Origin of the sequence: Streptomyces himalayensis subsp. himalayensis (genome assembly GCF_013778455.1) — a bacterium.
GTDB lineage: Bacteria > Actinomycetota > Actinomycetes > Streptomycetales > Streptomycetaceae > Streptomyces > Streptomyces himalayensis.
This window is the reverse complement of record NZ_JACEHE010000014.1, coordinates 32,934-58,739: the sequence shown is the minus strand read 5'-3', so window position 1 is coordinate 58,739 and position 25,806 is coordinate 32,934. Positions and strand designations below refer to the sequence as shown.

The window sequence follows — 25,806 nt, the reverse complement described above, 5'->3', positions numbered from 1 at the left end:
ATGTGCATGGTGAAGGTTTTAGGAGGCACTTGCCGTGAATGAACTGCGGTTCGTCCGCATGGGATTCGGTGCGGACGCCGTCGAGTACCAGGAGGCCTGGGACGAGCAGCGCCGCGTGCACGCCGCCCGTTTCACGGACGAGATCCCCGACACCTGTCTGCTGCTCGAGCACCCGCCCGTGTACACGGCCGGTCGGCGCACGGCGGACAGCGAGCGCCCCCTCGACGGCACCCCGGTCATCGATGTGGACCGCGGCGGCAAGATCACCTGGCACGGCCCTGGCCAGCTGGTGGGCTATCCGATCATGAAGCTGCCCCGCCCCGTCGACGTCGTCGCCCATGTGCGGCGCCTCGAGGAGGCCCTGATCCGTACGTGCGCGGACTTCGGCCTGGAGACCACCCGGGTCGAGGGCCGCAGCGGCGTGTGGGTGCTCGGCGATCCCGTGGACCAGCGCCCGGCGTTCGGCGGTCTGTCGCTCGACTTCGACCCGCGGCTGCAGGACGAGGAGTTCGACCCGCGGCTGAACGGCCCGGAGTACGCCCCGTCCAACGCCGGCCAGCGTCGCGAGGACCGCAAGGTCGCCGCCATCGGCATCCGGGTCGCCAAGGGCGTGACCATGCACGGCTTCGCGCTGAACGTGAACCCGGACAACACCTGGTTCGACCGCATCGTGCCCTGCGGCATCCGCGACGCGGGCGTGGCCTCGCTCGCGAACGAGCTGGGCCGCGACATCACCATCGCGGACGTCCTGCCGGTGGCCGAAAAGCATCTGCGCGAGGTCCTGGAGAACGCCGAGCTCAGGCCCCGCGAGATCGAGCGGACCCTGGCGTAGCCGCCGGCGCCCGCCCCGGGGAATGCACCCCCGCTCTCGGAGGTTGCCCGGAGGCAAGGGCGTCAACAGCACGAGCGTACGCTGGTGTACGCCGAGGAATCAAAGTCGCAGGGAGCCGGACGTGTCCGCAGTCACACCCGACGGACGCAAGATGCTGCGCCTGGAGGTCCGCAACAGCCAGACCCCCATCGAGCGCAAGCCCGAGTGGATCAAGACCCGGGCGAAGATGGGCCCCGAGTACAACGCCCTGCAGAAACTCGTGAAGAGCGAGGGCCTGCACACGGTCTGCCAGGAGGCGGGCTGTCCGAACATCTACGAGTGCTGGGAAGACCGCGAGGCCACCTTCCTCATCGGCGGCGACCAGTGCACGCGGCGCTGTGACTTCTGCCAGATCGACACCGGCAAGCCCCAGGCGCTCGACCGTGACGAGCCGCGCCGCGTCGGCGAGTCGGTCGTCACGATGGACCTGAACTACGCCACGATCACCGGCGTCGCGCGCGACGACCTGGAGGACGGCGGCGCCTGGCTGTACGCGGAGACGGTGCGGCAGATTCACGCCATGACCGCCGACCGCGAGGCGGGCCGCACCAAGGTCGAGCTGCTGATCCCCGACTTCAACGCGGTCCCGGAGCAGCTGGCCGAGGTCTTCTCGTCCCGTCCCGAGGTGCTGGCGCACAACGTCGAGACGGTGCCGCGGATCTTCAAGCGCATCCGCCCCGGTTTCCGTTACGAGCGCTCCCTGAAGGTGATCACGGAGGCCCGCGCGGCCGGCCTGGTCACCAAGTCGAACCTGATCCTCGGCATGGGCGAGGAGCGCGCCGAGATCAGCGAGGCGCTGCAGCAGCTGCACGACGCGGGCTGCGAGCTCATCACCATCACGCAGTACCTCCGCCCGAGCGTCCGCCACCACCCGGTGGAGCGCTGGGTCAAGCCGCAGGAGTTCGTGGAGCTGAAGGAGGAGGCCGAGGAGATCGGCTTCTCCGGCGTGATGTCCGGCCCGCTGGTGCGCTCCTCGTACCGCGCCGGCCGGCTGTACCAGATGGCCGTCGAGAGGCGGGGCGCGTACGTGGCGTCGCAGGCCGTCTGACACGCACGGAAGGCGTGGCTCGCAAGGCCCGGTTGAGACAGGCGGAGCGCGCGGCCGCCTGACACGGAATCAGGCGGCTGTGTGAATCTGAGCACAAGAGGCTACCGACCGGTAGTGGCCGATTCGACGCGGTCCCGGCAGTCCCCGCAGATGGGGGGCACAGCCGGGGCCGCGTCGTCGTTCCGGGCCACAAAATCAGGGCTTCATTCGCGTTTGACCGGTCGGTCATGCCCTGGTAACACCAATCAGTGACGCTAGGTCTACGCACCGTGCACTCGCGCCCCCCAACGCTTGTGCAGCCTTGCTCGCACCCGCTTCCACGCCGCCTACCGAGGGGGACCCACACCATGCAGGCCGCGCCCGTACGCGCCACCGCCATTCCGTCCTTCACCACCGCACTGCGCGCCGTCGAGTCCCTGCTCATGAGCGGCGGACAGCGCACCGCCCGCCGCAACGCCTGGACCTCGGTCCTCGAGGACCGGCGCCGCGCCAAGGACCGGGTCGAGGCCCAGCGCGTGCTCGAGGAGGCCGTGGCAACCCGCACGTCGTAGGTACTTCCCGGGCCACGTAGACTTCACGACATGGCGAGGAAGGAAACCGCAGCGGACGCTGCGAACCCCGGGCGGCTCAAGCAGATCGCCCTGACCTACAAGATGACCCGCAGGGCCGACAAAAAGATCGGCCTTGTTCTTTCGGCTGTGGGAATCGTCACCTTCGGTGTCTTCCTCGCCATCGGCTTCTTGATCGGTCACCCCATCTATCTCGGCATCCTCGGTGTCCTGCTCGCCTTCCTCGCGACGGCGATCGTCTTCGGACGCCGGGCCGAGCGTGCCGCCTTCGGGCAGATGGAGGGACAGCCGGGCGCGGCCGCCGCGGTCCTGGACAACATCGGACGCGGCTGGACGACGACCCCGGCGGTGGCCATGAACCGCAGCCAGGACGTCGTGCACCGGGCCGTCGGCAAGGCCGGCATCGTCCTGGTCGCGGAGGGCAACCCGAACCGGCTGAAGAGCCTGCTGGCCGCCGAGAAGAAGAAGATGAACCGCATCTTCGCGGACGTGCCGGTGCACGACGTGATCGTCGGCAACGGCGAGGGCGAGGTCCCGCTCAAGAAGCTCCGCACGACCCTGCTGAAGTTCCCCCGCGTCCTCACCGGCCCGCAGGTCACCACGACCAACGACCGGCTGCGCGCGATGGGCGACCTGATGAGCAACATGCCGCTGCCGAAGGGCCCCATGCCCAAGGGCATGCGGATGCCTCGCGGCGGCCCGAAGATGCGGTGACGCTGTCGCCCGCCCTACTACGTGGATGGGGGCCCGGAACCAACTGGTTCCGGGCCCCCATCGTCGTGTTCCGGGTGCCCCGTCGTCGTATCGCCTACGGGGAGCGGGGTCAGATCCGGACCTGGACGGCGCGTGCCAGGCGGTCGTGCAGGCCGCGGCTGTCGCGGTCCCAGATCAGGGCCGGGATCGCCAGGCACAGCAGCACGCTGCGGGCGATGACGCGGCCGACGCCGAGCCTGCCGCCGTCCACTGCCACGACGCGCAGCCGGAAGAAACGCTTACCCGGGGTGAAACCGAGGGTGCCGAGGGTGAGCACGTTCAGCACGAAGAGGATCAGCAGGGCCCAGGAGCTTGTGGCCTGGTCATAGCTGCCCGTGATCAGGCTGGATGCAATCAGCACGCACAGCCCCCAGTCGACGGCGATCGCGCCGACGCGCCGGCCGAGCGGCGCCACGGAGCCCGGCCCCTCCTTCGGCAGACCCAGCTGCTCGCCCCGGTAACCAAGGTCGACGCCCATGTCCTCGGCCGCCTGGCGCGGTCCCGAGAGCCACGATCCGATTGCTTGCCTGTTGTTCACCCGTCCACGGTACTGGGCCCCTATATGCACCCGGGGGGCCGGGGTGGTAGAGAGGGAGGAGACGACGGGGGCGGTTAACTTCGACGAAACAAATGGGTCACGCCAGAGAAACTCGGCGTCCCTATGGTCGGGTGCAGCGTGTGCCACCGCACTGGCTGCACGAACGAGCTACAAACCCGCGTCCCCCGTCCGGGCCGGGATAGGAGGAGCTGGATGTTCCAGAACGCCGACGAGGCCAAGAAGTTCATCGCAGACGAGGACGTCAAGTTCGTCGACGTCCGGTTCTGCGACCTGCCGGGCGTGATGCAGCACTTCACGGTGCCGGTTGAGGCGTTCGACCCGGCCGAGGAGCTTGCGTTCGACGGTTCGTCGATCCGTGGTTTCCAGGCCATCCACGAGTCGGACATGGCGCTGCGCGCGGACCTGTCGACGGCTCGCCTGGACCCGTTCCGCAAGGACAAGCACCTCAACATCAACTTCTTCATCCACGACCCGATCACCGGCGAGCAGTACAGCCGTGACCCGCGCAACGTCGCGAAGAAGGCCGAGGCCTACCTCGCCTCGACCGGCATCGCCGACACCGCGTACTTCGGCCCGGAGGCGGAGTTCTACGTCTTCGACTCCGTGCGCTTCGAGACCAAGTCGAACGAGTCCTTCTACCACATCGACTCGGAGGCGGGCGCCTGGAACACCGGTGCGCTGGAGGACAACCGCGGCTACAAGGTCCGCTACAAGGGCGGCTACTTCCCGGCCCCGCCGGTCGACCACTTCGCCGACCTGCGCGCCGAGATCTCCCTCGAGCTGAACAAGGCCGGTCTGCAGGTCGAGCGCCAGCACCACGAGGTGGGCACCGCCGGCCAGGCCGAGATCAACTACAAGTTCAACACGCTGCTGGCCGCCGCCGACGACCTGATGCTCTTCAAGTACATCGTGAAGAACGTCGCCTGGCGCAACGGCAAGACCGCGACCTTCATGCCGAAGCCGATCTTCGGTGACAACGGCTCGGGCATGCACGTACACCAGTCCCTGTGGACCGGCGGCGAGCCGCTGTTCTACGACGAGCAGGGCTACGCGGGCCTCTCGGACACCGCCCGCTACTACATCGGCGGCATCCTGAAGCACGCACCGTCGCTGCTGGCCTTCACCAACCCGACGGTGAACTCGTACCACCGTCTGGTCCCCGGCTTCGAGGCCCCGGTCAACCTGGTCTACTCGCAGCGCAACCGCTCCGCGGCCATGCGTATCCCGATCACGGGCTCGAACCCGAAGGCCAAGCGCGTCGAGTTCCGCGCCCCGGACCCGTCCTCGAACCCGTACCTGGCGTTCTCGGCGCTGCTTCTCGCGGGCCTCGACGGCGTCAAGAACAAGATCGAGCCGGCCGAGCCGATCGACAAGGACCTCTACGAGCTCGCTCCCGAGGAGCACGCGGGCGTCCCGCAGGTCCCGACCTCGCTGCCCGCCGTCCTCGACGCGCTCGAGGAGGACAACGAGTACCTGCAGGCCGGCGGTGTCTTCACCTCCGACCTGATCGAGACCTGGATCGACTACAAGCGCGCCAACGAGATCGCCCCGATCCAGCTGCGGCCGCACCCGCACGAGTTCGAGCTGTACTTCGACATCTAAAGCGCACAGTCGGGCTACCTGGGCCGAGGCCCTGGAGACCCGCTGTGATCTGCGGAAACAGTGCTCGCTGTTTCTCACTGGTCCCGGCTGTTTTCCGGGGGCTTGTGCACCGGGTGTGCACCGGCCGGACAGATGTCTGACCAGGCGTCAGTAACGGTGGAGAGGGCCGCTACCCCTGATACGGGGTAGCGGCCCTCTCTCGTTCTCTCGTTGCACGCGGCATCTCGCCGGCGGGGCCGCTACTCGGGCAGCGGGCGGTCATGGACGACGTTCTTCATGACCAGGGTGGAGGTCAGGCGCTGGACGCCTGGCAGCTTGGCCAGCCGCTGGTCGTAGAGCTGCTGGTAGGCCGCGAGGTCGGCGGTGGCGACGCGCAGGAGGTAGTCGGGTTCGCCGAACAATCGCTGGGCCTGGATCACATGCGGGACCGCGGCCACGGCCTCCTCGAAAGAGTCGACGGTGTCGGGGTCCTCCCAGCGCAGAGTGGCGAAGACCAGGGCCTCGAAGTCCAGGCCGACGGCGGACGGCTCCACGACGGCGCGGTAGCCGCGGATCGCGCCCTCTCGTTCGAGATCGCGCAGGCGCCGGTGGCAGGGCGAGACGCTCAGCCCCACGCGGGCGGCGAGCTCGGTGACCGTCAGCCGCCCGTCCAACTGCAGCTCGGTAAGAATCTTCCGGTCCAGGGCATCCATGGAGATAATTCTCCCCCAAAGACCGCGATCATGAGGTAAAGAGAGAAACATTTTCGGGCATATTGCGCCTAATCTTCCCTCTCAGAGCAAGGAATGCGAGAGGGATCGATCCATGGACACGACGACAGTGGCGGCTTTCCTGGCAGTGGATCTGCTGCTGGTGTTCACCCCCGGCGCGGACTGGGCCTACGCGATTGCCGCAGGGCTGCGGGACCGGTCGGTCGTTCCAGCGGTCGCCGGGCTGATAGCCGGATACGCGGGATACACCTTGCTCGCCGTGGCCGGCCTGGTGGTGATCGTGGCGAGCTCGGCGACCGTGCTCACCGCACTGACCGTCGCCGGGGCCGCCTACCTGATGTGGCTCGGCTGGGGCGTGCTGCGGCAGCCCGCCGCTCTGGCCGCGTCCACGGAGACCTTGGCCTCCTCTCGCTGGCAGATCGCGCTCAAGGGCGCCGGTATCAGCGGCCTGAACCCGAAGGCGCTGCTGCTGTACTTTTCGCTGTTCCCACAGTTCATCGACTCCGCAGCGGGCTGGCCCATCGCCGCGCAGACCGGGCTGCTCGGCACGCTCCACATGGCCGCCTGCGCCGTCGTCTACCTCGGCGTCGGCGTGCTCGCCCGCACCGTGCTGAAGACCCGGCCCTCGGCAGCCCGTGCGGTGACCCGGGCCTCCGGTGCCATGATGATCGTCATCGGCGGGTTCCTGCTGGTGGAACGCCTGGTCGGCTGACGAACCCGCCCCGCCCCCGTTCGCACACCGTGAAGTCCGTCGAAGGAGAGCACGTGGCAGACCAGACGCAGGACGAAGAGGCGAGCCCCGAGGTACAGAAGCGCATCCAGGCGAGCTTCGACCGTCAGGGGCTGATGAGCCACCTCGGCGCGCGCATATCCCACATCGCGCCGGGCCGCGTGCACATCGTGCTCCCCAGCCGCCCCGAAGTCACCCAGCAGCACGGCTACGTCCACGCCGGTGCCACCAGCGCCATCGCGGACAGCGCCGGCGGCTACGCGGCCTTCACGCTGTTCCCCGAGGGCACCGACGTGCTCACCGTCGAGTACAAGATCAACCTCATCGCACCCGCCGTCGGCGACCACATCGAGGCGATCGGAACCGTCCTGAAGGCCGGACGCACCCTGACCGTCTGCCGGTTGGAGGTGTTCGGTGTCCAGGACGGGCGGCGGAGGCTCGTCGCCAACGGGCAGCAGACGCTGATCCGCGTGAACGGGCCCGAGCAGTGAGCACGGTGCTGTCGTTGCCGTCCTGGGTTACCTGGCAGCAGAGGCCGTTTCCCGACGCCAACCTGCTCCTACTACACGGGCGGCAACCGGCCCTGGTAGACAGCGGGTTCGTCGGCCACGCCGAACAGACGGCTGGTTGGGCACGCGCACGCGCCGGGCACATCGACCTGGTCGTGAACACCCACTGGCACTCCGACCATGTCGGCGGGAACGCGTTACTGCAGGCGAGTGGTGCGGGCATCGCGGCCGGGACGCCGGAAGCCGAGGCCGTCGCCCGCCGGGACCCGGGCTGTTGCGCGGCGGAGTACCTCGACCAGCCGGTCGCCCCGTACACGGTCGACGTGCCGCTCGACGACGGGCAGATCCTGCCGCTCGGGGACGCCGACTGGGAGATCATCCGCACGCCGGGCCACACCCCCGGCCACCTCGCTCTGTGGCAGCCGGAGGAGCGCCTCCTCGTAGTCGGGGATGCGCTGTCGGACTACGACGTCGGCTGGGTGAACCTCGCCCTCGACGGTCCCGGCGCGGCGGCCACCGCGCTCGACTCCCTGAAGCGGATGGCCGACCTCGCCCCACGCATGCTGCTGCCCTCACATGGTCCGATCCCCGCCGATCCCGGTGCCGCGTTCGCCGCCGCACTGCGTCGCGCTCAACGCCTCGTCGACGATCCGGCCGGAGCCGTCTGGTACGGCGCGCGACGGATCTTCGCCTTCGCTCTGATGATCCGCGACGGGATACCGGCCGGCGAGGTCGAGCGCTACCTGCACGCGCGGGCGTGGCTGACCGACGCGGCACGGCAGTTGGGACAGGCGCCCGAGGCACTCGCCGCCGAGCTGGTCGACACGATGCTCCGCAGCGGCGCTGTCGTCCTGCGCGACGGGCGGTTGCGCGCCGCTGCCGAGCACACCCCGGTCGCGGCGCCATCGCTGCGGGTGCCCTACCCCCGTGCGTGGCCGGCAGCGGCGCCGACCGCTAGAAGGTGTGCTCCGGTCCCGGGAAGGTTCCCGCCGCCACGTCCGCCGCGTAGTCCTGGGCAGCGTTGAGCAGGACGGCATGCACGTCGGCGTACTGCTTCACGAACCTTGGCAGCCGCCCGGTGCGCAGCCCCGCCATGTCCTGCCAGACGAGCACCTGCGCGTCGCAGCCGTTCCCGGCCCCGATACCCACCGTGGGAATCGCCACCGACCTTGTGATCTCGGCGGCGACCTCGCCGGGCACCATCTCGATCAGCAGCGCGAACGCCCCGGCAGCTTCCAGCGCCTTCGCCTCGGCGATCAACCGCTGTGAGTCCTCGCCACGCCCCTGTACGCGGTAGCCGCCGAGGCTGTGCTCCCGCTGCGGGGTGAAGCCGATGTGCGCCATCACCGGGATCCCGGACCGGGTGAGCAGCTCAACCTGCTCGGCCATCTCCGCGCCGCCCTCCAGTTTCACCGCGTGCGCGCCCGCTTCCTTCATGAAGCGCACCGCCGTGTGGAAACACTGCTCGGCTGATGCCTGGTAGGAGCCGAACGGCAGATCCGCGATCACCAGCGCACGCCGGGCTGACCGGGTCACCGCCCGGACCAGCGGCAACAGCTCGTCCACGGAGACCGGCAACGAAGTCTCATTGCCGTAGACGTTGTTCGACGCGGAATCACCGACGAGCAGCACCGGGATGCCGGCCTCGTCGAAGGTCGCCGCGGTGTACATGTCGTACGCCGTCAGCATCGCCCACTTCTCCCCGCGCTGCTTCATCTCGCGCAGATGGCCGATACGGACCCGCTTACGGGGCGGTGCGGCTGTCAGGGCGCCACCGTACGGTGCAGCCTGTTCAGTCATGGTCGTCCTCCGGACGTGCTCTCGAGGCTCCATGTCGGAGTCCCCGGATCCATCGCTATGGGAGGGGAGGGTAGGCGGATTCCGGCCGAAAGTGCTTCCAAGATCTCGCCGATCAAGGCGGGCTCAGAGAAACATCTTTCCGGTAGGGAGCCCGCATCGGCGGAATCTTGCTGAGCTGCACGGAGGGCAGCCTCCAGCCCGCTTTGATCGAGTCCTAAGAGCGTGCGATCTCGATGGCGAGGGCACCAAGGGCCTCCTTCTCGGCCCCATAAATGGCACGGATGTTGGCGAGTTGCTCTTCGCGGCTGGCCTGGGGGTTGATGTTGGAAGGGCCCTCGCCGTCCAGGAGCTCCTCGAAGGTCTTGTACTCGGTCACCCGGAGCACCCGGACGTCGCAGGTTTCGTCGGTGCCTTTGATGCGGAAACGGATGGTGTCGCCGGTGGCGAGGTCTTCGAGGTGGGGGTACTTCACCCGTACCTCGATTGTCTTGGTGCCCGCGGCCACGAGGTCGAAGTACTTGCGGTAGAGGTTGAGTTCGCGGACGTGGGCGGTGGTGTCGGTCATGAGGTGGGGACACTCCTGGGTGCTGGGGTGGTCATCATGCGGCCGATCTCGGCGACCGAGTACGAGCGGAAGAAGTGGCGGGGGTCGGCGAGCAGGGTGTCGGTGAGGTTGAGCAGTTGGTCGGCGTACTGGGGCAACGAGCCAGGCCACTGCCGGGTGTCGAGCATCCAGTCGGCGGCGCCGTCGGGCAATGGCGCGTGGCCCTCGCCTATCAGGGATTTGGACAGCTTGGCTCCGGTGTCGGTGACGATCTGGGAGCAGAACAGGCGGGCGGGGAGCTGGGCGCGGGTGAGGCCGACGGCCTGGTGGGCCTCGTCGACGAGGTGGGAGCCGAAGACCCAGTCGCCGCCCTTGACCATGACGTGGAGAGTGCCGCGCTGGGGGCCGACGAGGGCCAGTTCCTTGACGAGGTTGCGGTACAAGGTGGCCAGGTCGAGATAGGCGCCACTGGTTGGTGTGACGGTCACCTCGTACGGGCCATGGTGGAGGCAGACGGCGCTCACGGTGGCGGTCTCTGTGTCGGTGAGGCGGGCCTGGGTGCGTTCGGCGTACTTCTCGGCCCAGCCGCAGCCGAGGTGCGGGCACGGAACGCGGACATGCGGGATGCCGGTGGAGGGGGCGAGCCACCAGCGGGCGGCGGCGATGCGGGGCAGTAGCCGTAACCAGGTGCGGCGGAAATGCTCGCCGGCCTGCTGCTGGCTGTAGGTCGTGACGCGGTACGGGATGCCCAGGCGCCTGGACAGCTCCGTGAACAGAGGCTCGTACAGGGCGCTCACGAGGTCATGGAGGGCCTGCTTGCCGAGGGCTTGGGCATAGGCGCGTTGATAGCGGTGACCGGTCGCCGGGTCGGTGGCCAGGTCGTAGGGGGCGTTGTCCAGCGCGCCGAAGTGGACTTCGGCGGGCAGTCCGAAGCGGGCGCGGAGGCGAGCGGCCATGGCGAAGGCCATCGACTGCACGAGCGAGGTGCCGATGTGCGGAGCGCCGTTGATCCGCGTGCCGACGACCAGCACGATCCGCTCCGGTGGTTCGGCCAGGATACGCGGGGTGAGGACGTCCTCGGCATGATGGAGGGCGTTGGCGAGCACAGTGTTCGGCGAGACGGGGTGGATGGTCACGAGGAGTCCCCTTGTGTCGGGCGGTACGTCACTCGGTCCGGGTGTGGCCGAAGAACAGCCGTTGCTGGAGCGTGGTGCGGTCGAGGTAGGCGTCGATCTCGGCAGGGCTGGCCGTGCGGGAGAGCGGGTCGAGGCCCAGGACGAGGGCGGCCGGTGTCCGTTGGCGGAGGAGCAGAGTCCAGGGCCTGCCTGCGGGTATGCGCTTGCGGTACGGAGTGCCGTCGAAGCGCAGGGCGACATCGGTCGGGCTGAGAGGGCGCAGACGCGGCCCGATGTCGGGCGGTGGCGCCGTGGCCGGGCCAAGGCTGAGTGCGGTCGCGAGGGTACGCATTCGCCGCTCGATGACTGTGGGCGCCTCGTACGGGCCTCGTGGCGGCTGCGGCACAAGGAGCAGACAGCACATGGTGGCGCCGGTCGGGTCGGTGTCGAGCCAGGTGACAGTTGCCAGGGAGGCGATCAGCCCGGCGGACAGAGCCAGCGGTTCGGCGGCCTGGGCGGGGCTCAGCATGCGGTCTCCGCCGGGAGCATGAATGACGCCCAGACGCGTTTGCCGGGGCCTTGGCGGGCTGCGACGCCCCAGTCGTCGGCGACGGCGGAGACGAGGAACAGGCCACGGCCGTCGTCGCTGGTGTCCTGGGCTTCGCGTTGCCTGGGGGTGCCTTTGCCGCCGTCGTGTACCTCGATGAGCAACTCGACGCCGTGAAGTTCGAGGCGTACGAGGATCAAGCGGTCGGCGGGTGCCCCATGCCGCAGGGCGTTGGTCACGAGCTCCGACGCACATAGCCGGACGTCGTCGAGGCGTTCGCGACAGCCCCACTGGGTAAGGGTCTCGGCGACGAATTCACGCGCGTCGCGTGCGGACAGATCGCGGCGGGCGAAGAGCGTCGTGCGCTGCCTTGCGGCGCCTGCGGTGCGATCCGACTCGGCTGTCTGCGGCTCGTCGCGTGGTCTGCTGAGCATGTCCAACAGCCAACCGCTGTCGCTCGTTTGAGTCGGGAGCCAGCGCGGGGGCCAAGCCGGGGGCCACTATGGGGGCCAGGATCCACATGCTCCGGGGAGACAGGATGGGCGACACGGGTATCGGTGCCTTGCTCCTCCGCCTGCGCACGGAGCGTGGCTGGACCCAGCAGAAGGCCGCCGACGAGTACAACGCCCTTGAAGGGCGTGCCGCCATGACTGGCAAGGAGATCGGGCGCTACGAGCGTGAGGCGCGCACCCCGGTCCCGTACACTCGAAGGCACTTGGCTCTGGTTTTCGAAGTCGAGGTCGCCCTCCTCGACCGCGCTGTCGCGGTCAGCAAGCGACGCCGTGACGATGGCGATGCTGCGGAGGGTCCGGATGGTTTGGCCCCGCCGCCCCCGGCTGAGCGGTCAGTGGCCGGCGCCGTGTCGGCGGATGCCTCGCTGTCGGCCGAGTTCGCCAGGTTCATCACGCAGCGCAACGTCGACGAGCTGGTCGTCGAGCAGTTGGAGGCCGACGTCGCGCGGCTTGCCCGATCGTATGTCAGCCACCCCCTGCTGGAGCTGTACGTCGAGATCAAGCAGCTACGGGACGGAGTCTTCGAGCTGCTCCGCGGGCGCCAACGACCAAGGCAGACCAGCGACTTGTACGTCTCGGCCTCGCGGTTGTGCGGGCTCTGCGCCCATGTCTGCCTGGACCTGGGCCACTACGACTCGGCAGCCACCCATGCCCGTACGGCCCGTGCGTGCGCCGAGGCCGCTGGGCACGAGGGGATGCTGGCCTGGGTACGGGCAGTGGAATCCCTGATCGCCTACTGGACAGGGCGGTACGAGCAGGCGGCGCGGCTCGCGCAGGCGGGACGCCATCACCGAGCAGGGGGAAGCATCGGCGCCCGCCTCGCGAGCCTGGAGGCGCGTTCACTCGCCATAGCGGGCGACGAGGTGGGCGCGGCTGCCGCGCTGGCGGACGCAGAACGCTCGCGCGATGGGATGCTCGGGCACGACGACGCACCGGGAGTCTTCGCCTTCCCAGCCGCCAAGCAGTTTGCGTACGTCGGGACGACGCACCTGGCCATCGGTGGTCGTGACCACGTTCAGCAGGCCATTGCCAGTGCGGACACGGCGATCCGGCTCTACCGCGGTGCTGATGACGACGACCGGTCGGTCGGTGACCTCTTCGCCGCCCATCTCGACCTTGCCCGTGGCCACATGCTCCTGGGCGACCTCGACGGCACCGAGGCGATGGTCGGCTTCGTGCTCGAGGCGCCTGTGGAACGGGTGTCGGCGAGCATCGTACGGAGGCTGGTTGATCTCGGTCGGGAGTTGAGTGGGCGGCAGTACGGTGGAGCTGCGCAGGTGACCCAACTGCGCGAACGTATCCAGCACACGGCCGTCCTCGCGGCCCCTCCCGCCGCCCGTCCTCCGGAGCTGCCGACGTGACCGAACTCTCCGCCGCCCACGATGCCGCTGTGACCGACCGCGACCGCCTGGCCGGAAGTGCCTACAACGGTGACCGGGACCTCGCCGCCCGACAGTCCCTCTATCAGTGGCAGACGCCGCGCTACGACCTGCCCGGCATCGTCACCGAACACCTCGGCGCGGTACGGGGTCGCATTGTCGATGTCGGCTGCGGGAACGGCAAGTTCATCAAGCGGCTTCGCCAGGAGCGGTCCGATCTGGAGATTCTGGGCCTGGACATCGCACCCGGCATCCTCGGCGACGTGCCCGGTGCAGTCGCGGTGGCGGATGTGGCGAGGCTTCCGCTGGCGTCGGCGAGCGTTGACGCCGCTCTGGCAATGCACATGCTCTACCACGCCCCGGACATCGCGCAGGCGGTACACGAGCTGTCCCGCGTTGTGACCGGTGACGGCCTGCTGGTCGCCTCCACCAACAGCGATAGCGACAAGGCCGAGCTGGACGAGTTGTGGGTCCGCGCGGCCGGTGACGTCCTCGGCACCGGCCGCGGCCCGGCACGGATCTCGCTCAGCGCCCGGTTCTCCCTGGAGAAGGCGCCGGCCTTCCTCGGCGAGGAGTTCAGCCGCGTCGAGACGATCGAGCTGCCCGGCACCATCACCGTCCGCGACCCCGAACCCGTGGTAGCGCACATGGCTTCGTACCAGGCATGGGCAGACCAGCACGACGTGCCCTTCGAGGCCACGATCGAGCGGGCCCGCACCATCCTGGACGAACACATCGCCCGGCATGGGGTGTTCGAGATCCACTGCCTTGGCGGCGTCCTCGTCTGCCGCCGTTAGCGGCGACGGCTGCGTTCCGAGGGGTGCTCTGGCATCGGCACGGAGTCGGGCTGGGGTGCGTGCGCGACAGGCGTGCCACCGTGACTGCTGCGGCGTCGTGCTGCTTGTGCGCGCTTGTTGGGCTCCGCGGTGATACGCCAGAGGAGGACCTGGGCAGCGTCTCCGGCGCCGTCGAGTTCGCGTTCGGCGGCGGCCTTGGCCAGGACATGGCGGGGGTTGTGGCCGGCGGTTTCGGCGCGGGCGAGGGTTGTGGCCAGGGCGGGCCAGGCGGGGTCGGTGAGGATGCGGTCGGCGTGGTCGGGGATGGCCTGGCGCACGGTGGCCTCGAAGCGGTGGACGGTCTGGGGGCGGGGTGCTCGGCGGGTGAGGTCCACCAGGACCGGCTCGGCGGCTTCGCGGTAGGTCGCCTGCAGGTGGCGGAAGGCTTGCTCGGCTGCGGCGGCCTGCTGTTCGTGGCCGCGCTGCTCGTGCCACCTGGCGGCGGCGCGAGCCAGGTGCACGGCGGTGAAGAGCAAGGCGATGGCGAGTCCGCCTGGAATGTTGGGGGCGTAGGCGAGTTCCTTGGCGGCCTGGCGCAGTTCGCTGGCGGCCTGGTGGTCGGCCCGGACTGCCGAGCGACGTGCCCGGTTGAACGCCTGTGCCGCTGCTTGGAGTTCGGCCTGGTGCGGGCCGGGTGTGGCGCGGGCCAGGTTGTGGAGGGTGTCGGCGAAGGCGTCCAGGTGGCCTTGGGCCACGGCGTCGTCGTCCGCATCGAGAACCGTGCGGGCGGTGCGCACGGCGGTTTCGGCGCGGCGCCATGTGTCCGCCGGATCCGCCACCGGTTGTGGGCGGTCAGCAATCTCCTGGGTGGGGAGGCGTTCGCGCAGGCGGTTGTAGGACAGGTCGGGGGCGAGGCTGGAGCCGCCGAAGAAGATGGTGTCGCCAGGGGCGGCCAGGCTGTAGCCGTCCACCTCACCGGTCTTGGCGCTGATACGGGGTTTGGCCTGGATGCCGAGCGACGTGAGGACGGTGAAGTAGTCGTCGATGCCGCGTACAGCGGCGGCGACCGCATATGCCTGCTCGCGCAGCCACTCCCGCGCCGCCTGCTTCTGGCCGAGGCGTTCGGCCTTGGCGCGCTCGGCGCCGGTGGGTGTCTTGGGCGCGGTGAGATCGCCGGACTTGAGGTGGCGCAGCCCGAACTCGGCCTCGATCTTGCGGCATTCCTTCTGCGCCCGCCAACCGTCACGATTGGTTCGTGGGCGGCGGCCATCGGCGCGGACGGTGGTGGCCAGGATGTGGATGTGATCGTCCGCGTGACGCACCGCGATCCACCGGCACGCCCTCTCGTCGCCCTCGGGGGCGATGCCGGTGGCGGCCACGACGCGGCGGGCGACCTCGGCCCACTCGGCGTCGGTCAGGTAGCGGTCACCGGGCGCGGTGCGTACCGGGCAGTGCCACACGTGCTTCGGGGGCTTGGTGCCGAGTTCGCGGGTGCGCAGGTCGACGTGGTGGTCGAGGCGCCGGGCGAGCTGGGTGTAGGTGGCGGCGGGGTCGCGGCCGGGGTCGGGGGCGCCTGCCATGTCCCAGGCGGCGACGATGTGCGCATCGGTGTGCTCGTCGCGCCGACCCGGCCCGAAGAGGTAGTTGATCAGGCCGAGGGTGTCGGAGCCGCTGGAGACATCAGGCACCATGCGCGTCCCCTTCCGCCAGGAGCTGGTCCATCAGCCCGTAACTGGCCTTCGCGGCCTGCTCGATGTAGTCGAGGATGGCCTCGGTGCGCTCGGGTATCGCGCCGGAGTGGAGGGCGCCCATGATCTGGTTGAGGTTGGTGCCGATCCGGTTCAACGCCTTGGTGTGTGCCTCTACGGTTTCCACCAGTGGACGGATCGGGTCGTCTTCCGGGCTGCCAGCCATGTTCGCCTTGCCGAGCGCGACCGCGAGGGCGGCGTCGCCGACGAAGCTGGCGAACTTCTGGTGACGCCGCTGGGCTTCCGCGTCGATGATGCGGACGGCGGTCGGGGTGAAGCGGATCTTCTTCTCTTGGTCGCGGTTCTCGGTGGTGCGCTTGCGGTTCATCCGCGCGGGCAGGGCCGGGGCGTCAGGCTCACGCCACGAGGGTTGCTCGACGGGCGGGCGATCATCGGCGAGCGGATCGCTGTGCAGGACAGCGGCGGCGACGGGGTGCTCGGCACTGTCAGCGGCAGGCGCGGTGCTGGGCTCGCCCACCCCCTCCCCAGGCTCGGGTGCCCGCTGGCGCCCGGCCCCCTCCTCCTCCACCCCAGGGGCGGGGGCAAGCGCGGACGAAGCCCCGTTAGGGGCTCGTTCGCTCCAGCTTGCTGCTGTTCGGTGGGCCAGGCCGAACCATCGCCTGCGGCGGGGAGCGGGGTTGGGGTCGTTGGTGTCAGTGTCGTGCATGAGGGTGCTCCAGTGGTGTGTGGGCGGGACGTCGTCACGTCCATCGCATCCGTTGCAGGGCTGGTCAGGGCAGGTACGGACACGGAGGCTGGTACGGAGAAGTCCGTCCCGGTGAGGACGTCCGTCCCCGCGCTGACCTGCGCAGGGACGGACGCGACGGAGTGATACGGACCCGGGGCAGGCGGCTCAGCGGGTGCGCTTGGGCCCGGTGGCGCCGCCGGACGGGCTGATGGGCAGCGATCCCGTCGGGGCGGCGGGCGGCAGCCTGGGGGCTGGGCGCGCGGGCGCGGCCTCGCGTGCGAGATCGGGTGCCGTCTCGACGAGGTCGGGGCAGTTGCGCGCCCAGGCGTCGAGGAACCGGTTGCGCATATACGCCTTGGCCTGCCTGCCCTTGTCGAACCGGTAGTTGGCCGAGCCGATGTTGAAGTCCCGCAGCAGGTTGCCCAGGTGGTAGGCGTTCAGACCCTTGGTGCCGTACTCCGCCCACGGGGCATCGGCGTCCTGGATCAGCGCGGCGACCAAGTCCTGGGTGGTCAGGGCCTCGGGGTTGTTCTCCCGCTCGAAGATGCGGTGGATGTCGCGCAGCAGCCGCGTCCTCAGGCTGCTCTGCTGATCCTGGACCGCCTCGTGGCGGGTCATGGCCAGGCAGGCGACACGGGCCTGGGCGGGCCAGTGGCCGCCGGCCAGGTCGGCGACGATGACCAGCGGTTCCCAGGTGTCCGCCGCCCGGTCCTCGACCGGCATCTTCGGCACCAAGCGGGCAGCCGTAGCGCGCAGCGGACCTAGCCAGTCGGCCAGCCGGTCGCGCAGCGCGTTGAGTTCGGGCGCGGCGTAGCGCGAGCGGAACGGGGCGACCTTCTCGCCGGGCTTGCGCTTCTGCATCCGCAGCACGACCGCCCGGTCCGTGATTGTATCCGGGAGTTCACCGATCCCCGCGATCGCGGCCATGGCGAAGGTCGGATACGGGGTCGGCTTGTGCTCCGGGCCGGAGATCCGCCAGGCGGGGCGGTTGCGCTGGTGCCCGGCATTCAGCAGGCCGCGCAGGATCTCACTGTCGCCACTTGCCTTGGGGCCGAAGATGGTGTCGGCCTCGTCCACAAGGAGCGTGCGCGGGTTCTTGCCGATGACCCGGAAGATCACCGCCGGGGAGGTGTTCACCGTCATCATCGGCTGGTGCACGGTCTCGTGGAGCACGTCCAAAACCCGGGACTTGCCGCAGCCCTTCGTCGGACTCATCACAGCCAGCCGCGGCGCGTGCTGCAGAGCGGTCTGGATATGTGTGGCAGCCACCCACAAGGTGACCGCGGTGAGCGCCTCGTCGCTGGGCAGCACCACGTACTTGCCGATCGCCGCCCGAAGCTCGTCCAGCAGTGCGGCTCCGTCACCAGCCGCCTCGATGCCGGTGCCGTCGTGGTTTCCGGTGCCCGACCCGTCATAGGGGACCGGGGCGTCGTGCTGCATGGTCCCCTCCGCGGGACCGTCGGTCCCCAGTGACCGGCGGGGACCGCGATCACCGTCCCCATTGCGGTCCCCTGGTGCAACGCCCGTATCTTGGGGACCGGTCCCCGTTATCGCGCCGTCGGCCTGCACGTTTCCACCGCATGTGGATATCGGGGGCAGGGGATCGGGCACATCGTGGGGACGGTCCCCAGCCGCCGCGTCAGCGGGGCGCTGGTCCCCGCGTGCCTCCGCGTTCGTCGATTGCTCTGCGGCCTCCGACGCAGGGGATCGTGTGTCCGCCTGGTCCTCGCGGCGCCAGGGGATGCCCTCACCGGGAACCGCAGGTGTGGGCCAGCCAGCGGGGGGTGTGTTCGTAGTGGTGGGGGACGTAGAGTCCTCCATAGACGTTCCTCTCCGGTGAGAGGCAGGACGGGCAAGGTCCCGCCCCTCACCAGCTCGTTCGTTCAGCGATGGGCAGTCAGCGGGGGAATCTCCGGCCCTCGGCGCGCCAACGCCGGGGGCCGCTTGCTGCCACGGCCACGGCCCTCATGCCGTGAGGCCGTACTCGTGCGCGGACTGAGCGGCGAGCCACTCGTCCACCTCCGGCCAGCGGTAGCGCAGGTGCCGGCCGACCTTGAGGGCGTTGGGGCCGATACGGCGGTGCCGCCACTGGTAGAGGGTCTTCACCGGTACGCCGAGGTAGGCGGCGACCTCCTCTGGCGTGGCCAGCGGCGCACGCTCGGCACGGCCGGAGGCGGCTGCGGGGTGTGAGGTTCGGGGCATGGGGCTCCTCGACGGGATTAGGGCATGGGACAAGATGGCCACAGAATTTCAGCCGCGTCCAGCAGCATTGTGCGGATTTCCTGCGGCCGCACCAAACAGCGATGCCTTATGGTTTCCAAAACCGTAAGGGAGAATCCCCGGTTGCCGAAATCGCACTGTCAATCGAGATGAATCTGTCCGGTTTCTTCCTGGATCATCCCGCCCCATGCGGCACGCCAGACCGAGCCAAAGCGCCAGGCCAGGACCGCCACGTGACTCGCGAGACGGAAGCCGCCGGATCCGCCCCCGCCATGACGGCGCAGGACCGTACCACGAAATTCCGGCTTCGCCGAACCGCCCGCGCAGCACCCTATATAGCCAGCGCCAGCAAGTTTTCTAGACTTTATGAGTGACCTCTTGCCACGACCGGTCATTTCGAGTTACAGCTATCTGTCATGGCAACCCGATCCATAGAAATAGGCCCCGCTGGAATCCAAACCGCGCGCAATATCGAGCGTCTGCGCCTGCTGCGCGGACTCACCCAACATCACCTCGCCGAGCGTTGCACCGCCCTCGGCCGCCCTCTGACCAACACAGCCCTCAGCCGCACCGAACGCGCCCGCCGTCGCTGCGACATCGACGACCTCGTCACCATCGCCGCCGCCCTCGGGATGTCCCCCAGCTCCCTGCTCCCGACCCTCCTGGGAGACCTGCGTGGCTGAGCCGTACGACCGCTGGCACAAGAAGCGACCGCAGTCCGGCGAGGAGAAGTGCAAGACCCACAACAAGGTGCCGTCCGGCGAACACGGACGCGGCAAGCGCTGGTTGGCGCGCTGGCGTGATCCCGAGGGGCAGCAGCAGAGCGAGTCCTTCGAGCGGTACGAGGACGCGCGCCAGCATCTGACGCGGATGCTCGGAGCAGTCGACGACGGCACGTACATCGCGCCGAAGAAGGGCGACACCCTGCTGAAGTCGGTCGCCGAGCAGTGGCTGGCGAACCAGACGTTCGACAACCCGCGCACGTATCACCAGTACGAGTCCCGAGTCCGGAACCACATCATCGGGCCCCTGGGAGACCTCAAGCTGAGGCAGGTCAAGGCATCCACGGTCCAGACGTGGATCAAGCGCCGGCTACAGATGCTCGACGAGACCACCGTCGGCCTGATCTTCACCCACCTGTCGTCCATCCTCGCCATGGCGGTGGACGACGGCTTGATCCCGAAGAACCCTTGCGAGACCGGGTCGGTCAAGCGTGTGAAGCCCAGGCGGTCGAAGAAGGCGGCCAAGGACGTGCCGCTCTCCTGGGAGCAGACGGACGACCTGCGCAAGCACCTCCCCGACCGCTACCAGGCCACGGTCGACTGCGGTCGTGGGCTCGGGATGCGGCAGGGCGAGATATTCGGGTTCAGCCCGGACGACGTCGACTGGTCGCAGAACGACAAGACCGTCCACATCTGTCGTCAGATCACGCATCACCGGGGCACGCTTGTCTTCGCACCGCCGAAGGGCGGCACCAAGGACGATCCGAAGGACCGGTACGTCCCCGTCGACAGCGAGTTGGCCTCGCGCCTGCGCGAGCACATGCGGCGGTTCCCTCCGGTCACGGTCACCCTGCCGTGGCTGGAGAAGGATGGCGAACTGGTCACTGTGCGCCTGACGTTCACCACCCGCGAGCACAATGCGCTCAACAAGAACTACTTCAACTACCTCTGGAAGGCGTCCCTTGAGGCCATCGGTGTCATCAAGGCGGTGAACGACGCACCCGTCGGCAAGGGCCGCAAGTGGGAAGCCTGCCGCGACAAGATGATGCACGCCCTGCGGCACCTGTTCGCCTCGGAGGCGATCAACGAGGGCGTCGACGTCTACACGCTCGCCGATCTGCTCGGCCACGAGGACCCGGCATTCACGCTGCGGCGCTACGTACACCGCGTCCAGGGCGCGGTGGAGAAGGCACGCAAGGCGATCGGGAAGCGCTACCGGCTGGCAGCGTGAGGGGGCCCGGCGTCACGCGGAGCCCCGACGGGCCTGCGATCCGTCAGGGCGCCCATGGGTACGGATCACCCCTCGAAAAAAACAGGTCTGGCCGCCACTCCTGGATGTCGCCGTCGAAGTCCCCGTCACGTACGTCCCGAAGAGCCGCCGCGTAACCGATCTCAATGGCTTGGGTGATCATCTGCTGCAGCTCGGTCGATGCGGCCAGGAGCCCGGCGCCCGAGCACAGGTTGGCGGCGGCATGGCCGGCGGCGCGAGAGTGTTCGGCAGGCACCGTCGAGATGTGCAGATCCCCGACGCTCCGTACCGCGCTCTCGATCTCGTCCTGAGATGGCGAAGTCATGGCGGCAAGTATCAGCGCCGGACCGCCCGGCAGGAACACCGCACCAGAATGCGCACCAGTCGCTCCCTCCCCCATCATGTGCACCGGTTGTGCACCGCCACCCTCCTCCACTACCGATCTGCGCAGGTCAGAGCGTTCCTCCACCTCTACCATCTAAGATCGCCACAGGTCAGAGCGGGTTTCCGCTCTCCTGGGCCGTCTGTCTCGGTCGTGGGCCGTGTTCTTCCTTCGGGAGGGGCACGGCCCACGGCCTTATCTATTGCTGCTCTCGCCCTGCGCCTGCGGGTGCGGCAACAGCAACGCCGGCAACGGCGCGGGATGACCCTCGTAACAGGCCTTCCGTACCCACTCGTCCACGGCACCTGGGCCGGGCCCCGGGCCGTGGTGTCCGGCCACGGTCGCGGGCCACTTCCGTTGCCGAGACGCATGTCCGCTCGTCGGCGGCCGTCTGGGCGTCGGCCCTGCCTGTCTGCCGACGGCGCCGAGCCCTCCGGGCCTACGCGGGCCGCCGGGAGCGGCGAGGGGAGGCGTGTCCGCCGACGGATCCGGCGACCACCCGCTGCAGAGGACACATGTCCGCTCGACAGCGGCACGCTGGGCCGCGGCCCTGGGCCTGCCTGGCCGCCCACGCTGCCCGGGCAGCGTGGGCGGCCAGGAGCACACGTTCCGCTCCCCCGGCGGCGGGCTGGGCCTCAGGCCACCCGTATCACCTCAGCGTCACGTGGCTGTGGCCGTTGAACGGTGCCATCGACAGCACCGTCTTCGGCGTCCGCAGCCCGTCGTTCTCCGCGAACAGCTTCCGCGCCTCCTCGAACGGCACGTCGTCGCACGCCACCAGCGAGGCCTGGTCGTACAGCTCGTGAATCTCGTCCGTCATCTCACCGTCGCCGCCCGCACCCACCCCCCAGACGTCCCACAGCAGCGTCTCGATCTTGTTCAGCGCCGCCAGGTCGAGCCGGATGTTGCCCGCCACGAACCACTCCCCCACCAGCGGCCCGTCCGGGAGGTGGAGCCCGAACGTCTTCGGGTCCGCCTCGCCCGCGCGGATCGTCCGCCAGGCCGAGCCCGCGACGAGGAAGCGGTCGCGGGGCACGTCCATGGGGTCGAACTCGATCTTGAAGTTGTCGGTGACCAGCGGGTCGGCCAGCTGCGCATCGGCGAGCAGCCACCCCCGCTCGTCGTCCCAGTACTCGGTGACCACATGGTCGACGTGGAAGCCGCCATCGAAGCCCCAGTAATCGGCGAACCCGGACCGCAGTCGCGCGGGGATGCCCGCGTGGCGCAGGAACGAGCAGTGCAGCAGCGTGAAGTCGCGGCAGACGCCGACGAAGCGGTCGCCGGTCTCGCGCCGCCGCGTCAGCGGGGCGTCGTTCCGCTCGGTGATGATGCGCAGGATGTCGTCGATGTAGCGCGTCTCGGCGTCGTTGTGCAGGCGGTCCTGCGGGATGTCGTAGCGGTAGAGCTCCCCTTCGACTCGATGGATCGTCAGGTCACGGGCGATACGGGCGAGTTGCCGCGGATCGGCCGGCAGGTCGGCGTAGAGCGAGGCGAGCGTGCCCGGGTCGGAGAATGCGCTCTGTGTGGCGTAGAAGGCGGCGACGTCCGGTGCGAGGCGGGCGGATGGCATGAAGGAGACCCCCGGAAAAATATCGGCCGTGTGTTCGATTACGGCCCGGCGCCCCTCACGGTGCCAAAATTCCCGGGGATTTGTCCAGAACTCCCGCACAGAAGCCCGCTTTGCACATCAGTTCGATCTGCTGGGCGCCTCGCGCTCTTAGACTGGAGACGTGGCACGGCCCAACGAAGAGGTCGAGGCGCTCCTCAAGGAGTACGCGGACCTCATCGCGATCACCCACGGAGACGCGTTCAAGGCACGCGTCTACGAGAAGGCGGCACGTGCGATCGGCGGCCACCCCCGAGACGTCTCCCAGCTGGACGCCGCCGAGCTGCGGGACATCCCGGGCGTGGGCAAGTCGATCGCCGAGAAGATCGTCGAGTACTTCCGCACCGGCAGGATCACGGCGGTCGAGGAGACCCGGGCGAAGATCCCCGCCGGCGTACGGGAGCTCATCACGATCCCCACGCTCGGCCCCAAGAAGGCCATGACGCTCTACGAGGACCTGCACATCTCGTCAGTCAGCGAGCTGGCCGACGCCATCCACGCGGAGAAGCTGCGCGATCTGAAGGGCTTCGGCGAGAAGACCGAGCAGAACATCCTGCACGGCATCGCCCTCCTGCAGCAGGCGGGCGACCGCATCCTGCTGAGCATGGCCATGGAGCAGGCGGAGGAGGTCGTGGCCGAGCTCTCCGGGGTGACGGGCTGCCAGAGCTGCACCTACGCGGGATCCCTGCGCCGGATGAAGGAGACGATCGGCGACATCGACATCCTGGTCGCCGCTGGTCGCTCGGCCCCCTTCATGGACGCGCTCAGCGAGCTTCCCGCCACCGCCGAGGTCATCGCCCACGGCGAGAAGAAGACCTCGATCCGCACCACGAAGGGGCTCCAGATCGATCTACGGGTGCTGCCGCCTGACTCGTGGGGCGCCGGACTGCAGTACTTCACCGGCTCCAAGGCGCACAACATCCGCACCCGCACGATCGCCGTCCGCCAGGGACTGAAGCTCTCGGAGTACGGCCTGTTCGAGACGGAGAGCGGCAAGAGCGTCGCCTCCCGGTCCGAGGAGGACGTGTACGCCAGGCTCGGCCTGCCCTGGATCCCGCCCACCCTGCGCGAGGACCGGGGCGAGGTCCAGGCGGGGCTGCGCGGCGAGCTGCCCGACCTGGTGACGGAGCGGGACATCCGCGGTGACCTGCACACCCACACCGACCTCACCGACGGCCTCGCCCCGCTGGAGGAGATGGTCGAGGCCGCAGCCCAGCGCGGCTACGCGTACTACGCGATCACCGATCACGCCCCCAACCTGTACATGCAACGCATGACCGACGAGAAGATCCTCGCCCAGCGCGAACAGGTCCGGGAGCTCGACGGCAAGCACCACCGCATGCGGCTGCTGCACGGCACCGAGCTCAACATCGGGCCCGAAGGCGAGCTGGACTGGCCCGACGAGTTCCTCGCGGGCTTCGACCTGTGCGTGGCCTCGGTGCACTCGCACTTCAACCTGAGCCGGAAGGAGATGACCCGGCGCCTCGTGCGCGCCTGCGAGAACCCGCACGTCAACGTCATCGGCCATCCGACAACCCGGCTGATCGGCAAACGGCCGGGCATCGACGCGGACCTCGACGAGGTGTTCGCCGCCTGCGCCCGCACCGGCACCGCGCTGGAGGTCAACGCCCAGCCCGACCGCCTGGACCTGTGCGACGAGGACATCCTGCGCGCCAAGGAGTACGGCGCGAAGTTCGTGATCGACACCGACGCCCACTCCGTCCTCCACCTGGCGTTTCTGCGCTACGGGGTGGGCACGGCACAGCGCGGCTGGCTCACCGGGGATGACGTGATCAACACCTGGCCGCTCGGGCGGCTGCGCAAGTTCCTGCGCGGCGGGCGGTCGGCGTGAGACGGACCCCGCCCTGCCCGGCACTGAGACGGACCCTGCCCTGCCCGGCACTGATTACCACCGCAGCGCGAGCGCCCCGTCCGGCTCGCGGTCCACACGCAGGCCGAAGCCCTCGCTGATCCGGTCGAGTACGGCCCGCAGCCACTCCGAGTCCTTGCTCGAAGCACGCCGCAGCCGCATCTGCCGGGCCTGCAGCGGCACCATCCGCACCTCCGCCGGCCTCCCGGTCTCCGGCTCCAGCGAGACCAGGAAGAGCAGCCGGAGATCGTCCCGGTAGCGCTCGTAGCCGCTGATGCCCTCGTAGTCGTCGATGAAGTCGCCGCAGCCGTAGAGGACGAGCTTCCCCCGGTACATCTCCACCGGGCGGGGATGGTGCGACGAGTGGCCGTGCACGAGGTCGACGCCGCCGTCGACGAGTGCGTGCGCGAAGCGCGTCTCACCTGCCGAGACCTCGTAGCCCCAGTTGGGGCCCCAGTGGATCGAGGCGACCGCGATGTCCCCGGGCCGCTTCATCTGCCGTACACGGCTGGTGATCAGGTCCGCGGCGGCCTCCGAAGGATCGGCCACCAGCTCCACGCCGGGCCTGCCCTCGCCCGCCGCCCAGCTCCGCGGTATGCCGCTGGACGGCATGCCGAAGGAGAAGACCAGGACGCGGCCGCCCCCGGCCAGCGGGACGACCGCGGGTAGCCGGGCCTCGGCCGCGTTCCGCCCGGCGCCCGCTGTCGGCAGCCCCGCGCCCGCGAGACTGCTGAGTGTCTCCTCCAGACCGCGGCGCCCGAAGTCCAGTACGTGGTTGTTGGCCAGGGCGCACACGTCGGGGCGGGCGGCGGCCAGGCACGGCAGGTTCTCCGGGCTCATCCGGTAGTGCACGGCCTTGCCGGGGGCGAACGTGCCGTCCCGCGTGACGCTGGTCTCCAGATTGACCAACCGGACGTCCGGAGCGGCCTCTTCGAGCACCGGCAGGGCGTCGCCCCAGGGCCAGGGAAAGCCGACCGGACGGGGAATCGGGCCGTTCTGCTCCACGGCCAGCTCGACATAACCGCGGGCATCCCGGATGTAGCTCTCCCGCAGAGCCGGGTCTCCGGGGTACGGAAGGACCTGGTCGACGCCGCGACCGAGCATCACGTCGCCGCAGAGGAACAGGGTGACCGGGCCGTCCCCATGTGTCCGGGGCATTCTCCCAGGCTAGGCCCTGTCGTCAAACTCCCGCCGTCCGCCCGAAGGGCGGGCCCCGCGGCGTCTGGTGCGTGCGATCGCAAGGCGCCGGAAAGTCCTCGATGGGGGTACCCCCATGCCCTTAAGGCTATGGGGGAGG

General features: G+C 69.2%; 27 protein-coding genes. 13 read left to right on the top strand and 14 right to left on the bottom strand.

Annotation, left to right across the window (positions count from 1 at the left end; genetic code table 11):
- Nucleotides 1-34 precede the first annotated feature (34 nt).
- The 4 genes from lipB to H1D24_RS22555 all read left to right on the top strand — a co-directional run bounded on the left by lipB (nt 35) and on the right by H1D24_RS22555 (nt 3,202).
- Nucleotides 35-832, top strand: a complete 798-nt coding sequence (gene lipB, locus H1D24_RS22570; RefSeq protein ID WP_181659472.1) for a lipoyl(octanoyl) transferase LipB — start codon at nt 35-37, stop codon at nt 830-832.
- Nucleotides 833-953: 121 nt separating this feature from the next.
- Entirely contained in the window at nt 954-1,919 is a 966-nt protein-coding gene (gene lipA, locus H1D24_RS22565; protein WP_181659471.1) for a lipoyl synthase, read from the top strand.
- A 347-nt stretch (nt 1,920-2,266) separates the two neighbouring features.
- Nucleotides 2,267-2,470: an SCO2195 family GlnR-regulated protein gene (locus H1D24_RS22560; protein ID WP_181659470.1), complete on the top strand. Its 204-nt coding sequence runs from the start codon at nt 2,267-2,269 to the stop codon at nt 2,468-2,470.
- Between the two features lie 30 nt (nt 2,471-2,500).
- A complete protein-coding gene (locus tag H1D24_RS22555) occupies nt 2,501-3,202 on the top strand; it encodes a DUF4191 domain-containing protein (RefSeq protein WP_181659469.1) in 702 nt (233 codons plus the stop codon).
- Between the two features lie 109 nt (nt 3,203-3,311).
- On the opposite strand, the gene H1D24_RS22550 is transcribed toward H1D24_RS22555, so the two are convergent.
- Nucleotides 3,312-3,779, bottom strand: a complete 468-nt coding sequence (locus tag H1D24_RS22550) for an RDD family protein (RefSeq protein WP_181659468.1) — start codon at nt 3,777-3,779, stop codon at nt 3,312-3,314.
- 213 nt (nt 3,780-3,992) lie between these two features.
- On the opposite strand from H1D24_RS22550, the gene glnA reads away from it, so the two are divergent.
- Nucleotides 3,993-5,402: a type I glutamate--ammonia ligase gene (gene glnA, locus H1D24_RS22545; RefSeq protein ID WP_181659467.1), complete on the top strand. Its 1,410-nt coding sequence runs from the start codon at nt 3,993-3,995 to the stop codon at nt 5,400-5,402.
- A gap of 239 nt (nt 5,403-5,641) precedes the next feature.
- Here glnA and H1D24_RS22540 read toward each other — a convergent pair whose 3' ends face one another.
- Nucleotides 5,642-6,094, bottom strand: coding sequence for an Lrp/AsnC family transcriptional regulator (locus tag H1D24_RS22540; protein ID WP_181659466.1), 453 nt, complete (start codon nt 6,092-6,094; stop codon nt 5,642-5,644).
- Nucleotides 6,095-6,206: 112 nt separating this feature from the next.
- Between H1D24_RS22540 and H1D24_RS22535 the strand changes: the two genes are divergently transcribed.
- Genes H1D24_RS22535 through H1D24_RS22525 form a run of 3 tightly spaced genes read left to right on the top strand, consistent with a single transcriptional unit; the run spans nt 6,207 to nt 8,376 of the window.
- On the top strand, nt 6,207-6,824 hold the full coding sequence (locus tag H1D24_RS22535) for a LysE family translocator (RefSeq protein WP_181659465.1): 618 nt from the start codon (nt 6,207-6,209) through the stop codon (nt 6,822-6,824).
- A gap of 53 nt (nt 6,825-6,877) precedes the next feature.
- Complete coding sequence (locus H1D24_RS22530) at nt 6,878-7,333, top strand: PaaI family thioesterase (RefSeq protein ID WP_181659464.1); 456 nt, start codon at nt 6,878-6,880, stop codon at nt 7,331-7,333.
- 5 nt (nt 7,334-7,338) lie between these two features.
- Nucleotides 7,339-8,376, top strand: a complete 1,038-nt coding sequence (locus tag H1D24_RS22525; RefSeq protein WP_181659622.1) for an MBL fold metallo-hydrolase — start codon at nt 7,339-7,341, stop codon at nt 8,374-8,376.
- Here the strand turns inward: H1D24_RS22525 and panB are convergent.
- The 5 genes from panB to H1D24_RS22500 all read right to left on the bottom strand — a co-directional run bounded on the left by panB (nt 8,306) and on the right by H1D24_RS22500 (nt 11,791).
- A complete protein-coding gene (gene panB / locus H1D24_RS22520) occupies nt 8,306-9,151 on the bottom strand; it encodes a 3-methyl-2-oxobutanoate hydroxymethyltransferase (protein ID WP_181659463.1) in 846 nt (281 codons plus the stop codon). The genes H1D24_RS22525 and panB overlap by 71 nt on opposite strands.
- Before the next feature lie 214 nt (nt 9,152-9,365).
- Nucleotides 9,366-9,716, bottom strand: coding sequence for an ASCH domain-containing protein (locus H1D24_RS22515; protein WP_181659462.1), 351 nt, complete (start codon nt 9,714-9,716; stop codon nt 9,366-9,368).
- The gene (locus H1D24_RS22510; RefSeq protein ID WP_181659461.1) at nt 9,713-10,831 is read right to left on the bottom strand and encodes a hypothetical protein; all 1,119 of its coding nucleotides are present in this window, start codon (nt 10,829-10,831) and stop codon (nt 9,713-9,715) included. Before H1D24_RS22510 ends, H1D24_RS22515 begins: the two co-directional genes overlap by 4 nt.
- Nucleotides 10,832-10,859: 28 nt before the next feature.
- Nucleotides 10,860-11,339, bottom strand: a complete 480-nt coding sequence (locus tag H1D24_RS22505; RefSeq protein ID WP_181659460.1) for a hypothetical protein — start codon at nt 11,337-11,339, stop codon at nt 10,860-10,862.
- Nucleotides 11,333-11,791, bottom strand: a complete 459-nt coding sequence (locus tag H1D24_RS22500; protein ID WP_181659459.1) for an ATP-binding protein — start codon at nt 11,789-11,791, stop codon at nt 11,333-11,335. The genes H1D24_RS22505 and H1D24_RS22500 overlap by 7 nt, the downstream gene beginning before the upstream one ends.
- Before the next feature lie 104 nt (nt 11,792-11,895).
- On the opposite strand from H1D24_RS22500, the gene H1D24_RS22495 reads away from it, so the two are divergent.
- On the top strand, nt 11,896-13,230 hold the full coding sequence (locus H1D24_RS22495) for an NsdA family TPR-like regulatory protein (protein ID WP_181659458.1): 1,335 nt from the start codon (nt 11,896-11,898) through the stop codon (nt 13,228-13,230).
- The gene (locus tag H1D24_RS22490; protein ID WP_181659457.1) at nt 13,227-14,045 is read left to right on the top strand and encodes a class I SAM-dependent methyltransferase; all 819 of its coding nucleotides are present in this window, start codon (nt 13,227-13,229) and stop codon (nt 14,043-14,045) included. Before H1D24_RS22495 ends, H1D24_RS22490 begins: the two co-directional genes overlap by 4 nt.
- On the opposite strand, the gene H1D24_RS22485 is transcribed toward H1D24_RS22490, so the two are convergent.
- From H1D24_RS22485 to H1D24_RS22470, 4 genes are all read right to left on the bottom strand, one after another.
- Nucleotides 14,042-15,715: a relaxase/mobilization nuclease domain-containing protein gene (locus tag H1D24_RS22485; protein WP_181659456.1), complete on the bottom strand. Its 1,674-nt coding sequence runs from the start codon at nt 15,713-15,715 to the stop codon at nt 14,042-14,044. The two genes, H1D24_RS22490 and H1D24_RS22485, sit on opposite strands and share 4 nt — an antisense overlap.
- Nucleotides 15,705-16,301, bottom strand: coding sequence for a hypothetical protein (locus tag H1D24_RS22480; protein WP_181659621.1), 597 nt, complete (start codon nt 16,299-16,301; stop codon nt 15,705-15,707). The genes H1D24_RS22485 and H1D24_RS22480 overlap by 11 nt, the downstream gene beginning before the upstream one ends.
- Before the next feature lie 324 nt (nt 16,302-16,625).
- Nucleotides 16,626-17,900, bottom strand: coding sequence for a DUF3631 domain-containing protein (locus H1D24_RS22475; RefSeq protein ID WP_181659455.1), 1,275 nt, complete (start codon nt 17,898-17,900; stop codon nt 16,626-16,628).
- Between the two features lie 525 nt (nt 17,901-18,425).
- Nucleotides 18,426-18,662 carry a helix-turn-helix transcriptional regulator gene (locus H1D24_RS22470; protein ID WP_181659454.1) on the bottom strand — a complete coding sequence of 79 codons (237 nt, stop codon included), beginning with the start codon at nt 18,660-18,662 and terminating at the stop codon, nt 18,426-18,428.
- Nucleotides 18,663-19,096: 434 nt separating this feature from the next.
- Between H1D24_RS22470 and H1D24_RS22465 the strand changes: the two genes are divergently transcribed.
- Nucleotides 19,097-19,363 carry a helix-turn-helix domain-containing protein gene (locus H1D24_RS22465; protein ID WP_181659453.1) on the top strand — a complete coding sequence of 89 codons (267 nt, stop codon included), beginning with the start codon at nt 19,097-19,099 and terminating at the stop codon, nt 19,361-19,363.
- Entirely contained in the window at nt 19,356-20,633 is a 1,278-nt protein-coding gene (locus H1D24_RS22460; protein WP_181659452.1) for a tyrosine-type recombinase/integrase, read from the top strand. Before H1D24_RS22465 ends, H1D24_RS22460 begins: the two co-directional genes overlap by 8 nt.
- Before the next feature lie 43 nt (nt 20,634-20,676).
- Here the strand turns inward: H1D24_RS22460 and H1D24_RS22455 are convergent, their stop codons facing one another.
- Both H1D24_RS22455 and H1D24_RS22450 read right to left on the bottom strand, forming a co-directional pair.
- A complete protein-coding gene (locus H1D24_RS22455; protein ID WP_181659451.1) occupies nt 20,677-20,976 on the bottom strand; it encodes a hypothetical protein in 300 nt (99 codons plus the stop codon).
- A 706-nt stretch (nt 20,977-21,682) separates the two neighbouring features.
- Complete coding sequence (locus H1D24_RS22450; protein ID WP_181659450.1) at nt 21,683-22,603, bottom strand: transglutaminase-like domain-containing protein; 921 nt, start codon at nt 22,601-22,603, stop codon at nt 21,683-21,685.
- Nucleotides 22,604-22,763: 160 nt separating this feature from the next.
- On the opposite strand from H1D24_RS22450, the gene polX reads away from it, so the two are divergent.
- Nucleotides 22,764-24,491, top strand: a complete 1,728-nt coding sequence (gene polX, locus H1D24_RS22445; protein WP_181659449.1) for a DNA polymerase/3'-5' exonuclease PolX — start codon at nt 22,764-22,766, stop codon at nt 24,489-24,491.
- 54 nt (nt 24,492-24,545) lie between these two features.
- On the opposite strand, the gene H1D24_RS22440 is transcribed toward polX, so the two are convergent.
- Entirely contained in the window at nt 24,546-25,667 is a 1,122-nt protein-coding gene (locus tag H1D24_RS22440; protein ID WP_181659448.1) for a CapA family protein, read from the bottom strand.
- Nucleotides 25,668-25,806: the final 139 nt, after the last annotated feature.